This window comes from Kribbella sp. NPDC051587 (genome assembly GCF_044453945.1).
GTDB lineage: Bacteria > Actinomycetota > Actinomycetes > Propionibacteriales > Kribbellaceae > Kribbella.
In genome coordinates, this window is record NZ_JBITDE010000006.1 from 318186 (window position 1) to 330531 (window position 12346).

Annotated in this window: 13 protein-coding genes; 3 read left to right on the top strand and 10 right to left on the bottom strand. The window is 69.0% G+C overall.

All coding sequences use genetic code 11. The annotated features are described in order from the left end of the window. Positions 1 to 93: 93 nt before the first annotated feature. The 4 genes from ACIA49_RS23405 to ACIA49_RS23420 are packed head-to-tail and all read right to left on the bottom strand — an operon-like array spanning position 94 to position 3099. Complete coding sequence (locus ACIA49_RS23405) at positions 94 to 1353, bottom strand: tetratricopeptide repeat protein (protein WP_396379427.1); 1260 nt, start codon at positions 1351 to 1353, stop codon at positions 94 to 96. Beyond that, the gene (locus tag ACIA49_RS23410) at positions 1350 to 2225 is read right to left on the bottom strand and encodes a tetratricopeptide repeat protein (protein WP_396379428.1); all 876 of its coding nucleotides are present in this window, start codon (positions 2223 to 2225) and stop codon (positions 1350 to 1352) included. The genes ACIA49_RS23405 and ACIA49_RS23410 overlap by 4 nt, the downstream gene beginning before the upstream one ends. Beyond that, positions 2222 to 2668 carry a hypothetical protein gene (locus ACIA49_RS23415; protein ID WP_396379430.1) on the bottom strand — a complete coding sequence of 149 codons (447 nt, stop codon included), beginning with the start codon at positions 2666 to 2668 and terminating at the stop codon, positions 2222 to 2224. The genes ACIA49_RS23410 and ACIA49_RS23415 overlap by 4 nt, the downstream gene beginning before the upstream one ends. Then, the gene (locus ACIA49_RS23420; RefSeq protein WP_396379432.1) at positions 2665 to 3099 is read right to left on the bottom strand and encodes a hypothetical protein; all 435 of its coding nucleotides are present in this window, start codon (positions 3097 to 3099) and stop codon (positions 2665 to 2667) included. Before ACIA49_RS23420 ends, ACIA49_RS23415 begins: the two co-directional genes overlap by 4 nt. A gap of 93 nt (positions 3100 to 3192) precedes the next feature. Here ACIA49_RS23420 and ACIA49_RS23425 point away from each other — a divergent pair, with 93 nt between their 5' ends. Further along, positions 3193 to 3600, top strand: a complete 408-nt coding sequence (locus tag ACIA49_RS23425) for an HIT family protein (protein ID WP_396379433.1) — start codon at positions 3193 to 3195, stop codon at positions 3598 to 3600. Positions 3601 to 3602: 2 nt separating this feature from the next. Here ACIA49_RS23425 and ACIA49_RS23430 read toward each other — a convergent pair whose 3' ends face one another. From ACIA49_RS23430 to pgsA, 3 genes are read right to left on the bottom strand one after another with little or no spacing between them, the layout of a single operon-like run. After that, positions 3603 to 4697: a glycosyltransferase family 4 protein gene (locus tag ACIA49_RS23430; protein WP_396379434.1), complete on the bottom strand. Its 1095-nt coding sequence runs from the start codon at positions 4695 to 4697 to the stop codon at positions 3603 to 3605. A 10-nt stretch (positions 4698 to 4707) separates the two neighbouring features. Further along, on the bottom strand, positions 4708 to 5577 hold the full coding sequence (locus ACIA49_RS23435; protein WP_396379435.1) for a phosphatidylinositol mannoside acyltransferase: 870 nt from the start codon (positions 5575 to 5577) through the stop codon (positions 4708 to 4710). Positions 5578 to 5580: 3 nt separating this feature from the next. Continuing rightward, positions 5581 to 6240, bottom strand: a complete 660-nt coding sequence (gene pgsA, locus ACIA49_RS23440) for a phosphatidylinositol phosphate synthase (RefSeq protein ID WP_396379436.1) — start codon at positions 6238 to 6240, stop codon at positions 5581 to 5583. A 92-nt stretch (positions 6241 to 6332) separates the two neighbouring features. Between pgsA and ACIA49_RS23445 the strand changes: the two genes are divergently transcribed. Next, a complete protein-coding gene (locus ACIA49_RS23445) occupies positions 6333 to 7277 on the top strand; it encodes a hypothetical protein (protein ID WP_396379437.1) in 945 nt (314 codons plus the stop codon). On the opposite strand, the gene ACIA49_RS23450 is transcribed toward ACIA49_RS23445, so the two are convergent. Continuing rightward, positions 7274 to 7849, bottom strand: coding sequence for an HIT family protein (locus tag ACIA49_RS23450; protein WP_396379438.1), 576 nt, complete (start codon positions 7847 to 7849; stop codon positions 7274 to 7276). The two genes, ACIA49_RS23445 and ACIA49_RS23450, sit on opposite strands and share 4 nt — an antisense overlap. Next, a complete protein-coding gene (gene thrS / locus ACIA49_RS23455; protein WP_396379439.1) occupies positions 7846 to 9867 on the bottom strand; it encodes a threonine--tRNA ligase in 2022 nt (673 codons plus the stop codon). Before thrS ends, ACIA49_RS23450 begins: the two co-directional genes overlap by 4 nt. A 141-nt stretch (positions 9868 to 10008) precedes the next feature. On the opposite strand from thrS, the gene ACIA49_RS23460 reads away from it, so the two are divergent. After that, positions 10009 to 10656, top strand: coding sequence for a DedA family protein (locus tag ACIA49_RS23460; protein ID WP_396379441.1), 648 nt, complete (start codon positions 10009 to 10011; stop codon positions 10654 to 10656). Positions 10657 to 10712: 56 nt separating this feature from the next. On the opposite strand, the gene ACIA49_RS23465 is transcribed toward ACIA49_RS23460, so the two are convergent. Next, entirely contained in the window at positions 10713 to 12320 is a 1608-nt protein-coding gene (locus ACIA49_RS23465; RefSeq protein ID WP_396379442.1) for an AAA family ATPase, read from the bottom strand. Positions 12321 to 12346 lie beyond the last annotated feature (26 nt).

The following is a 12346-nucleotide window of genomic DNA, read 5'->3' on the forward strand; positions in this document are numbered from 1 at the left end:
ACCGGAAGCGGGCCCTCCGATCGTTCGGACGTTAACCCAGCGCCCGTCACAACGTCCGAAGAACCGGAGACGGGCCCTCCGATCGTTCGGACGTTAGCTCTTGGTGTCGCGGTTGAGGCGGCGGCGGACGTCGCGGGACTTCAGGTACGACGCGACGTCGTCGTACCGCTCGCTCTGGTTCGCGAACTCGATGTAGGAGCGGACGCGGTGCAGCCAGTCCAGCGTGGACGGCTTCACCGCAGTCAGGACGTCCGTGAGGTGACGCATGGCCAGGGGTGGTTCGCCGCCGTTGGCCAGGGCCTCGTCGATCACCCGGTCGACGCCGCGCTCGATCAGCGCGCGCAGGTCGGCGCCGCTGAACATCGGCGTCTGCCCGGCGATCGCCTTCAGGTCGAGCCCGTCGGCCGGCACGTCCTTCACCAGGACGGACAGGATGTCGGCGCGCGCCGGCTCGTCCGGCGGCGGCACGAAGATCACCCGGTCGAACCGGCCCGGCCGAAGCATCGCCTCGTCCACGTCCCAGGGCGCATTGGTTGCCGCCAGCACCAAAAGGCCGTCGTTCTCGGAGCCGATCGCATCCAGCTCCTGCAGCAGTACGTCGACCAGCCGGCGCGCCTCGGACCCGCCGTGCTTATGCCGGGCGAAGGCCAGCGCGTCGAGCTCGTCGAGGAACAACACGCACGGTGCATTAGCGCGGGCCCGCTCGAAGGCGGCGTGCAGGTTGCGTTCGGAGACGCCGAGATAGGGGTCCATCACGTCTTCGATGCGGACGTTGATGAACGGCAGCCCGCACTCCCCCGCTGTCGCGCGAGCGAGCAGCGTCTTGCCGCAACCGGGCGGCCCGTAGAGCAGCACCCCGCCGCCGGACTTGCGGCCGTACTTCTCGTACAGCTCGGGACGGCTGAGCGGCAGGATGACCATGCGGTGGATGACCCGCTTGATCTCCTCCATGCCGCCGACCTGGTCGAAGGTCGTGGTCTCCTTGCGGGTATCGGCCTCGAACGGCGTCTCCGCCTCCGGGCCGACCTTGATCTTCACGCCGCTGCGCTCGGAGATCATCTCGTCGACGAGCTGCTGCAGCCGCCCGGTTCCCTCGACCACGCCCTTCTGCCGCGCCGTCTCCAGCAGACTGCGCAGCAGCGCGAGTCGTCCGTTGGTCGCGGCCAACTCCCCGACCGGCACGAACTGGTCCTCGGGCAGACCGTCCTTGTCGAGCAGTACGACGTACTGGTCGAGCGCTTCCTCGACATGCTCAGCCGAGGCCAGCGACTCGGCGAGGACCAGCCGCAGCAGCACGTCGTCCGGGTTGGCGTCGACCGCCTTGCGGAGTGCGTCGATGCGCTCGGTACTCATGAGCCCCACTTTCGGTTCAGGTAGCGGCGGAGCAGGGACGGCACCACCCAGGAATAGATACAGAACCCCAGCCAGACCATCGCGAACACGAACGACAGCGGCGCGAGACCGGCGGCGCGCAGGCCGTAGATGATCGCGACCGCGCCGATCCAGACGATCAGCGGGTTGAACCGCTGGAACGGCCGCAGCGGCAGCATCAGCGGATGGTTGATCAGCTTGGCCTCGCGGGCGGCCGCGCGCAGGTCCTGGTCACCGGGCTGCGAGGCGGCGGCCGAGGCCAGCGAGTCGTAACCCGACCGCGCGTCCCCGGTCAGCATCGACGCCGTACCGTGCAATGCGCGAGCGTGCGGATCCTCCGGATCGTGGGACAGCGCCTCGGTGCTGTGCCGGCGCATGTCCCGATCCTTGCCGAGCGCGAACGCGACCTCGGCCCGGGCAGCCGACACGACCGCGCTCTCCGGCGCATGCGAGGCGGCGCGCTCGACCAGCGCACTCGCCTTCTCGGCTTGGCCGGCCGTCAGGCAGACGCGGGCGTAGCCGATCAGCAGGTCCGGGTCGTTCGGGTCCAGGCTCAGACCTTGCAGGTACGCCGCCTCGGCCTCGGGCAACCGTCCTTCGGAGCGCAGCGCGGACCCGAGCACCTGCAGCAGCGGCAGGAACGGCCCGTGCAACGCCAGGCCGTCCTTCAGTACGTCGATCGCCTCCGCGTTCCGGTCGAGTTGGTGGAGCGCGGCCCCGCAGAACAGGTAGGCGCGGAAGTCGACGGCCGCATCACCCCACAGACCTTGGAGCTCGTCCAGCGTCCGCTCGGGATGACCGATCTGCAGCCAGTGACCGGCCATCTGCAGGCGGGCCTCGGTCGGCTCGTTCACAACGTCACCACCAGAGCGAGAAGGAGGGCCTCGGCCACCGCGCAGACCACGACCAGGATCGGACCGAGCACCCACATCGAGTGGTAGTCGGTCCCGCGCAGCTGGAACGCCCGGTCCATCGGCCGCTGCCAGCGCATCTGCGCCAGGATGCACAGCACCGCGATCACCCGGACGAGGATCCGCAGACTCGACGTCCGCTCACCGTCGCCGTTCACGAGCGCGTAGATCGCGATCACCGCGGCCAGTCCGGCCACGCCGGTGCCCGCGATCAGCCAGCGCTTGCCGCGCTCGACGCCGAGCCGGCCGCTGTTCAGCCAGGCGATGATCGTCCCGGCGATCACGCCGCCGAAGAACGCCACGAAGGCCTGCGTGGTCAGCCGCCACGGCCGCACCGCCGGATCCACGGCCGCACTGATCGTCGGCCGGAGCAGTTCGTCGCTCATGAGCTCGCCACCACCGCGATCATCAGTTCGGTGAACACACCGATCGCCACCATTGCCAGGTTCCCGGTTCCGAACGGTACGGCGTACTCGCGGCCGCTCAACCGGAACAACCGATCGGGCTGCCGCTGGATCCGGTACTGCACGTAGTAACAGAGTGCCGCGACGACCCGCATCGGCAGCAGCGCCTTCCACCACGCTCCACCGTCGGGCATCAGCAACCCGACCGCGAAGAACTCGATCACCATCCCGGCCAGGCCGACCGTCACGATCAGCCCACGCTTGGAGTCGGCGACCCCGAGCCGCCCGCTGTTCACGAACGCCAGCCACGTGACCGGCAGCACCCCGCCCAGGATCGCGATGTAGATCACCCGGGTCAGCATCCACGGGCTCACCGCAGTCCCCGCGCTCGGGCGCAGTACCTCGTCCGGCATCGGGCTCCTCAACTTCGTGGGTGGTGCAGTCATTCTGACATCACGGCCACAAACCGCCGTACGGGAGATCGGCACACTCGATACTGTGGCCCGATGAGCGAGAACTGTCTCTTCTGCGGGATCGTGGCCGGAACCATTCCGTCGACCCAGGTCGGCGAGAACGAGCGGGCGATCGCCTTCATGGACATCGCCCCGGCGACCCCCGGTCACCTGCTGGTGATTCCGCGCGCACACTCCACCGACCTCCGCGAGACCGCGCCCGAGGACCTCACCGCCATCACCCTGCTGGCCCAGTCGCTGATCAGCCGCGTCATCGACCGCCTCGACGGCGCCACCGGCGCGAACCTGCTCAGCTGTATCGGTCCCGACGCCTGGCAGACCGTGTTCCACACCCACCTGCACGTCATCCCCCGCTACCCCAACGACCCGATGGTCCTCCCCTGGCACCCGCACCAAGGCGACCTCGACGAGATCAGGGCGGTCGGCGCCCAACTGGCCTAGGCCTAGCGGCGGGCGACGAGTTCGTAGACGGCCATCAGGTCGGGCAGCAGGACCGACCAGTCATAAGCCTGTACGGCGGTCAGTCCGGCGGACCGGAGTCGTTCGCGATCAGCTGGTGAGTCGAGCAGGTGGAGGATGCGGTCGGTGAGTGTGCTGACGTCACCGGGCTCGAACAGGTCGCCCAGCCGGCCGTTCTCCAGGACCTGCCTGAACGCGGGCAGGTCGCTGGCCAGCACCGGCGCTCCGGCCGCCATCGCCTCGAGCAGGACGATGCCGAAGCTCTCACCGCCCAGGTGTGGCGCGATGTAGACGTCCGAACCGGCGAGCATGTCGGCGCGGGCCTCGTCGTCGACCATCCCGAGGAAGAGCACGTTGTCGCGGCACCAGAACGGCAGCGACCGCCACGCCTCGTCGGCCTGTCCGGCGCCGGCCACGAGTACCTTCAGGCCGGGCCGCTTGGTGACGAGCGCCGGGACCGCCTTCAGCAGGACGCCGAGCCCCTTGCGCGGCTCATCGAGCCGGCCGAGGAAGCTGATCGTGCCGTCACCCTGCCACTCCTGGCGCGGGCTGCCCTTGAAGCGAGCCGTGTACAGACCATTGGGGATCACGACGGCCTCGCCGCCGACATGCTGCACCATCATCGAGCGGGCATTCTCCGAGACCGCGATCCGCGCATCGATCTTCTCCAGCGCCGGCCGCAGCAGACTCGAGGCCGCGCTCATCGCCCGCGACCGGACCTGCCAGGTGTGGAACGTCGCCACGAACGGACCGCCCGCCGACCAGAGCGCGATGATGGAGGCACTCGGTGTCGTCGGCTCGTGTACGTGGACGACATCGAAGTCGCCTTCGGCCAGCCAGCTCTTCACCCGCGCGGCAGTCCGCGGCCCGAAGGTCACCCGGGCCACCGACCCGTTGTACGGGACCCCGACGGCGCGACCGGACGAAACGACGTACGGGGGGACCTCGTTGTCGTCGACCGGCGCCAGGACCGAGACCTCGTGACCGAGGTCGAGGAGCGCCTCCGCCAGGTCGCGGACATGGTTCTGCACACCGCCGGGCATGCCCAGCGAGTACGGGCACACCACGCCGATCCTCACGAAACGATTGTCACTCGTCCAGGAAAATCCGCTGCAACATGTGCCAGTCCTGGGGGTGAGCAGCGATCCCCCGCGCGTAGGCATCAGCACAGCGCTGCGTCATCGCGGCGGCCCCACCTTCGGCGCCGACCGGGTCGTGGAAGGTGATCACCAGGTCCGGACCGTCGTAATGCAGCGTGGCGGGGATCAGCGGGGCTCCGGTCTTCAGGCTCAGCGCGGCCGGGCCGACCGGCATCCGCGACGAACGACCGAAGAACGTGACCGGTACGCCGCGCTCCGACAGGTCGCGATCAGCGACCAGGCAGACGAACTGCCCGGCCTGCAAATGCTCGGCCAGGACGCCCGTGACGTCGACCTCACTGCCGGTGAGCGGCAACACCGACATACCGAGCTGCTTGCGGTAGGCAATGAACCGGTCGAACAGCGACTCGGGCTTCAGCCGCTCCGCGACCGTCCACACCGGCATCCCGGTCCGGCCGGCCCAGGCGCCTGCGTGGTCGTAATTCGCCAGGTGCGGCAGGCCGCAGATCACGCCCTTGCCCGCAGCATGCGCATCGCGGAGCAGCTTCTCGTTGACCGTGCGGACCCGTCCGACGATCTGCTCGTCGGTCCAGTCCGGCAGCCGGAACGCCTCCTGCCAGTACCGCAGGTACGACCGCATCCCGGCCTGGGTCAGCTCGTCGAGCTCGGCCGCGCTCGCCTCCGGGCAGACCACCGCGAGGTTGCTCCGCAGCCGCTGCACGCCACGACCGTTGGCGCGGTACGTGCGATCCGCCGCGCGCCGGAACAACCAGGTGACGGCTCGTTCCGGCAGGCGGCGTACGACGGCCCAGGCGAGCGCGAACGCCAGGTCCACGGCCCGCTGGCGGAGTGCCTCCACAGATCAGCTCTTCGGGTCGGCCGGGGGCGGGGTGTCGAGACCCGCGCTCTCCGGGTTCTCCCGGACCTGCTTGCGCACCGACAGCGACCGCTGCACGACGGTGATCGTGCTCGCCACCGCGATGTACCAGATCACGATCTCGAGCAGGATCGGCAGGTTGAACAGATCGGAGAAGAACGCGACCACCAGCGTGAACACCAGCCGGTCGGCGCGCTCGGCCAGACCGCCGCTCGCCTTGTACCCGAGGCTCTCGGCCTTGGCCCGCGCGTACGACGTGACCGCACCCATCACCAGCGCCCACAGCGTCACCGACGCCATCAGGGTCGAGTTGCCGGCGTGCGAGTTCGCGTAGAACAGCACCAGGCCGCCGAAGATGGCGCCGTCGGCGATCCGGTCCAGCGTCGAGTCCAGGTAGGACCCCCACTTCGACGACGTCCCCGACGTCCGGGCCATGTACCCGTCGATCAGGTCCGAGAAGACGAAACAGGTGATCACCACCGCACCCAGCCAGAGGTGACCGCGGGGGAAGAAGATCAGCGCACCGGCGGACACCCCAACGGTGCCGACGAGCGTGACCATGTCGGCGCTCACGCCGAGCTTGAGCAGGAGGTTGGCGATCGGCGTGATCACCAAGGTCCAGAAATGCCGGAATCTGTTAAGCATGGCGTCGGTGATCGTAGCCGCTCCTGATCACCATCGGATGACAGCCACCCTTCGACAAGTGATCCTGGACTCAACCGCCCGGGAGGTGAGACATGCGAATCGCCCTGTTCGCCGTCCTCGTCGCACTCGTCGTGCCCGGCTGTTCGGTGGCCCGGAACGCCGATCGCGCCCGGCCGTCCGAGCCGCCCGTACCGGCCGGCGTACCGACCGTGATCGCTCCCCCACAAGCTTCCGGCCTCGACGGTACGTCGGGCGCTCCCGGACCACAGGTCTGTACGACGATCGCCGGCGACCTCACGAAGCGGTTGAGCGTCCCGGTCACCGCCAAGCCCTTCGCCTGGAACGACGGCGGTCTCCCCGCTCTCGACCTGTGCACCCTGCTCGTCGAAGGCCGCTCGGTCACAGTCGGCGTGACCGCGCTCCCCCGTCAGCCCGACGCACTCAGCCGCCTGCTCACCGGCGCCGGGCACATCTCCCCGCTGACCGAACTCGGGCCGGAGGCGCAGATCACCGAGTCCCGGATCGTGTTCATCACCGGGGACCACGCCGTCCGCATCACCCCGGCCGGCGGGATCGACCAGGGTCGCGCCGACGGCCTCGACCGCGCCAAGGCCGTGACGATCGCGCTGGCCGCGCGGGACGCCGTACCGGGTGTGCTTCGAAACGGCCGGCAGACCGACGCGACGTGTCAGCTGTCGAACTCGGCGGCCGAGAAGTTCATGGGTGCTGCGGCTCAGTTGCGGCGGGACTATCGGGTGCACGGCGCGCTGACCTGCATCTGGGGCACGTACGACGCGACCGTGTCGATCGTGGAGGCGTTCGACCAGTCGACCATCCCCGAGTCCCAACGCGTCCCACCACCGCGGAACGCGCCCGTCGGCCGACCCGGGTACTACCTACCCGAGGACGGCGAGCTCGTCTTCCGGCTCGGCCGCCGCGTCGTCCGGGTCACAGCCCTCACCACCCCACCGCGCGAAGTCAGCCTCGACGCTCTGACCGCGATCGTCGACCAGATGATGCCGCTGTTCCTGCGCTAGGCCGTGGGCCAGGACTTCGCGAGCAGCGCGCGGGTGTCCGCGAGCAACTGCGGCAGGACCTTCGTCTGCCCGATCACCGGCATGAAATTCGCGTCGCCGGACCAGCGCGGTACGACGTGCTGGTGCAGGTGACCCGCGATCCCGGCGCCGGCGATCTCGCCCTGGTTCATGCCGATGTTGAACCCGTGCGCGTCCGACACCGCCCGCACGGCCTGCATCGCCTGCTGCGTCAACGCCGAGATATCGGAAACCTCAGGCGCGGTCAGCTCGGTGTAGTCGGCCACGTGCCGGTACGGGACGAGCATCAGATGCCCCGGGTTGTACGGGTACAGATTCAGTACGGCGTACGCCGCCTCGGCCCGATGCACGATCAACGCGTCGGCATCCGGCAAGCCGGGCAACCGGCAGAACGGGCAGCCCGACCCCGCGTCGTTGCTCGTCGGTTTGTTCTCACCCTCGATGTAGGCCATCCGGTGCGGCGTCCACAACCGCAGGAACGGATCGCCCGCCCCGACCCCGTCCTGCCGCACCAGCTCCTCCGGCTGGTACGGCGACTCCGGGGTGTCCGTCATACCTGGGTGCGCTTCTGCACGGCCTCGACGATCTCGGCGATCGCATCCGCCACCGGTACGCCGTTCTTCTGCGACCCGTCGCGGTACCGGAACGACACCGACCCGGCCGCCATGTCCTCGTCACCCGCGATCAGCATGTACGGGACCTTGGACTTCTGCGCGTTGCGGATCTTCTTCTGCATCCGGTCGTCGGAACCGTCGACCTCGATCCGGATCCCCTGCGCCTTCAGCTGCTGCGCGACGTCGTACAGGTAGTCGACGTGGCCGTCGGTGATCGGGATGCCGACCACCTGGACCGGCGCGAGCCACGGCGGGAAGACGCCGGCGTAGTGCTCGACCAGGACCGCGACGAACCGCTCGATCGAACCGAACAGCGCGCGGTGGATCATCACCGGCCGCTGCCGCGAACCGTCCGGAGCCGTGTACTCCAGCTCGAACCGCTCCGGCAGGTTGAAGTCCAGCTGGATCGTCGACATCTGCCAGGTCCGGCCGATCGCGTCGCGGGCCTGGACAGAGATCTTCGGGCCGTAGAACGCGGCGCCGCCCGGGTCCGGGACCAGCTCCAGGCCCGAGCCCTCGGCGACCTCGCGCAGCGTGTTGGTCGCCTCTTCCCAGACCTCGTCGGACCCGACGAACTTCTCCGGGTTCTTCGTCGACAGCTCGAGGTAGAAGTCGTCCAGGCCGTAGTCGGCGAGCAGGCCGAGCACGAACGTGAGCAGGTTCTTCAGCTCGTCGCGCATCTGCTCACGGGTGCAGTAGATGTGCGCGTCGTCCTGGGTGAAGCCGCGGGCCCGGGTCATGCCGTGGATGACGCCGGACTTCTCCAGCCGGTAGACCGTGCCGAACTCGAACAGCCGCAGCGGCAGCTCGCGGTACGAGCGACCCCGCGCGGCGAAGATCAGGTTGTGCATCGGGCAGTTCATCGGCTTCAGGTAGTAGTCCTGACCCTGCTTGCGGATCTGCCCGTCCGCGCCCCGCTCCTCGTCCAGGTGCATGGGCGGGTACATGCCATCGGCGTACCAGTCCAGGTGGCCGGAGGTCTCGAACAGCTGGCCCTTGGTGATGTGCGGCGAGTAGACGAACTCGTAGCCGTCCTCGACGTGGCGCTGGCGGGAGTAGTCCTCCATCACCTTGCGCAGCACACCGCCCTTGGGGTGGAAGACCGCGAGGCCGGAGCCGATCTCGTCGGGGAAGCTGAACAGGTCGAGCTCGTTGCCCAGCTTGCGGTGGTCACGCTTGGCGGCCTCCTCCAAGCGGGTCAGGTACGCCTTCAGCTCGTCGCGCGACTCCCACGCCGTACCGTAGATGCGCTGCAGCTGCGGGTTCTTCTCAGAACCACGCCAGTACGCCGCTGCCGTCCGCATCAGCTTGAAGTTGCCCAGGTACCCGGTGGCCGGGACGTGCGGGCCACGGCACAGGTCCTTCCAGGCGACGGTGTCGTCGCGGCGGATGTTGTCGTAGATGGTCAGCTCGCCGCCGCCCACCTCGACACTCGCGCCCTCGGCGGCGTCGGCCGCGGAACCCTTGATGCCGATCAGCTCGAGCTTGTACGGCTCGGCCTTGAGCTCCTCGCGCGCGGCGTCGTCGCTGACCACCCGGCGGCTGAACCGCTGCCGCTCCTTGATGATCTGCTGCATCTTCTTCTCGAGCTTGCCCAGATCGTCCGGGGTGAACGGGGTCTCGACGTCGAAGTCGTAATAGAAGCCGTTCTCGACCGGCGGGCCGATGCCCAGCTTGGCGTCCGGGAACAGCTCCTGCACCGCCTGCGCCAGGACGTGCGCGGTCGAGTGCCGGATGATCGCGCGGCCGTCGTCGGAGCCGGCTTTGACCGGCTCGATCTCGTCGCCGTCCTCGATCATCTTCGACAGGTCCCGCAGCTCACCGTTGACGCGCGCGGCGATGGCGGAGCGGTCCTGACCGAAGATCTCGGCGAACAGCTCCCCGATCGTCGTCGTCTCGGTCACACTCCGCTCAGCCTCGCCCTCGACGCCGACCAGATGGACCTTGACTTCCGACACGGTGCACTCCTCGCCTACGACCGGCCCACTGCCGGTCCCGCACGCATGGTATCGGCGTACGCGGATCCCTGACGAAAGTAGGGGGTGCTTCCCGTCTCTCGTCCGATGTGGGCAGGGGTGTGTCCTTCATACCGTCGTGTCATGGCCGACGCATTGCTCCACTTCGCCGAAGAACTGATGTCCTCCTGGTGGATCTACGTGACGGTCTGGGGGTTCGCAGCCCTGGACGGCTTCTTCCCCGCCATCCCCAGCGAGACCCTGGTCGTGACAGCCGGCGTCTTCGCCGCCTCCATCGGCCACCCCAACCTGTACGGCGTCATCGTGGCCGCCGCCCTCGGCGCGTTCATCGGCGACCATCTCTCCTACTGGCTGGGCCGCGGCGCCGGCGGCCGGATGCTCGACCGCGTCAAGCCCGGCACCAAACGCCATACCGCCATCTTGTGGGCCCGCCGCGCCCTCGCCGACCGCGGCGGCCTCGTCCTCATCGTCGCCCGCTACATCCCCGGCGGCCGCACCGCGGTCACGCTCACCATGGGCAGCGTCCGCTACCCCCTCCGCCGCTTCACCCCGTACGCCGCCCTGGCCGCCATCAGCTGGGGTCTCTACTGCACGCTGGTCGGCTACATCGGCGGCAAAGCCTTCGAGGACAACCCCCTCAAGGGCGTCGTCCTCGGCATCGGCCTGGCCCTCGGCGTCACCGTGATCGTCGAGGTCGTGCGCCACTACCTCCGCAAGCGTGGCCCTCAACCTCAGGTCGAGCCTGAGCCCGAACTGATCGAAGCCGGCTGAAACAACACTGCACCCCAGGCTCAAGGTGAGCTTGGGGTGCAGTTGAGTTGTCGTGACTAGCGCGGGACGTTCAGCGCGATGGTGATCTGCTCCGACACCTTGGCGGCCAGCTCGAGGCCGGCGCGGCGGGTGGCCGGCTGGAGGGCCGAGTGGTCGAGCGGACCTTCGGCAGCGATGTGCTGGTCGGTCGGGATATCGACCACCGCCGCAGCGCGGGACTCGAAGTACGGCCGGAGCTGCTTCTCCACCTCGCGGTTGACGTCACCCGGACCGTTCGAGACCGCGATGACCGCGCGGCGGATCAGCCGCTGAGCCTCGGGACCCTGGTTGTCCAGCTCCTCGAGCATCTGCACGGCGGCCGCGCAGGACAGGCTCTTCCACTTGATCGGGATGACAAGGGCGTCGGCCGCCTTCATCGCCTCGCGCCAGTTGCTGGAGCCCTCGTTGTTGCCGGTGTCGATCACCAGCACCTTGTAGAAGCGGCTGAGCAGGCGGTGGATCTGGTCGAAGTCCTTCGCCTCGATCTGCGCGTACGTCGTGGTCGCCGACGTCAGCACGTCGTACTGGCCCGAGACCTGGTGCCGCAGGTACGCCGCGACGTCACCCAGCCGGGCATCCGGCTGAGTCAGCATCGCCATCGCCTGCAGCATGTCGGTGACCGTGGAGCGCGCGTTCGTGTCGTGCGTGCGCAGGTGCATGTTGCCGCGCAGCTCGTTGTTGTCCCACGCCACGACACCGCCACCACGCGCCTGGCCGAGCGCGCCCGCCAGCAGCAGCGTGGTCGGGGTCTTGCCCGAGCCGCCCTTCGGGTTCGCGACCACGATCGTGACCGGACGACGGAACGCGGTCGCGGCAGTCGCTCGCGCGATCCGCTCGGTGCGCTCCGTCGTACCCGGGCGAAGCCGCAGGACGCTGCGCACACCACGCTCGGCCGGAGCCTCGCGCGGCAACGGCAGCGCCTGCATCAGCTCGTCCGTGCGGTAGGAGACGTCGCGCTGCTGCGGAACGTTCTGACCTGGGATCCCCTGCGGGAAGAAGTGCTGCGCCGCCGGGGACAGGGGCTGGCCCTGCTGGCCCTGCTGGGGGCCTTGGTGCTGAGGGCTCTGCGCCGCCGGCGGAGTGCCCTGCCCGAAGGCCGGCCCGGAGACGTTGAACGACTGTCCGCCGAACACCGGGGTCTGCGGCGGCACCGGAGCACCGGCCGGACCCGAGTCGTGGGCGGGTGCACTCGGCACCTCGGATGCGGCTGATGCCTCGACCGGGGCGGCGTGGCTACCGTGCGCGGCCTCTTCGGGCTCTTCCACCTCGTCGACCGTCTCGTCGTCTTTGAAGTCCGGCTTCTCGGCGGCGGGCTGCGTCCAGGACGCTGCGGGCTCGGTCGAGGCCGGCTGGGTCCAGGACGGCGTCGGCTGAGCCGGGGGCTCCGGCTGGGACTGGCTCGGGGGCGCCTTCTCCCACGGAGCCGGCTGACCCGCGGGACGGGACCACGAGTCGCCCGGGAAGTCCTCGGACAGTGCGTCCGGCGTCTCCTCCACCTCGTCGGTGGCGGGCTCGGAGTTCGGGTCCGGCTGGGTCCAGGAGGGCGTCGGCTGCCACATTCTCCGGACCTCGGCCGCCGCCGCTTCCCGGTCTTTGTGCTGTCCGGAGTTGTGCGAGTCGGTCACGACCTGGGTCCCCGATTTCTGTGAGA

What these genes read in the sequence shown, in the direction of transcription:
- ACIA49_RS23405 (WP_396379427.1), bottom strand. Translation starts at nt 1,353, where the DNA reads ATGAGTACCGAGCGCATCGACGCACTCCGCAAGGCGGTCGACGCCAAC.
- ACIA49_RS23415 (WP_396379430.1), bottom strand. Translation starts at nt 2,668, where the DNA reads ATGAGCGACGAACTGCTCCGGCCGACGATCAGTGCGGCCGTGGATCCG.
- ACIA49_RS23420 (WP_396379432.1), bottom strand. Translation starts at nt 3,099, where the DNA reads ATGCCGGACGAGGTACTGCGCCCGAGCGCGGGGACTGCGGTGAGCCCG.
- ACIA49_RS23425 (WP_396379433.1), top strand. Translation starts at nt 3,193, where the DNA reads ATGAGCGAGAACTGTCTCTTCTGCGGGATCGTGGCCGGAACCATTCCG.
- pgsA (WP_396379436.1), bottom strand. Translation starts at nt 6,240, where the DNA reads ATGCTTAACAGATTCCGGCATTTCTGGACCTTGGTGATCACGCCGATC.
- ACIA49_RS23445 (WP_396379437.1), top strand. Translation starts at nt 6,333, where the DNA reads ATGCGAATCGCCCTGTTCGCCGTCCTCGTCGCACTCGTCGTGCCCGGC.
- ACIA49_RS23450 (WP_396379438.1), bottom strand. Translation starts at nt 7,849, where the DNA reads ATGACGGACACCCCGGAGTCGCCGTACCAGCCGGAGGAGCTGGTGCGG.
- ACIA49_RS23460 (WP_396379441.1), top strand. Translation starts at nt 10,009, where the DNA reads ATGGCCGACGCATTGCTCCACTTCGCCGAAGAACTGATGTCCTCCTGG.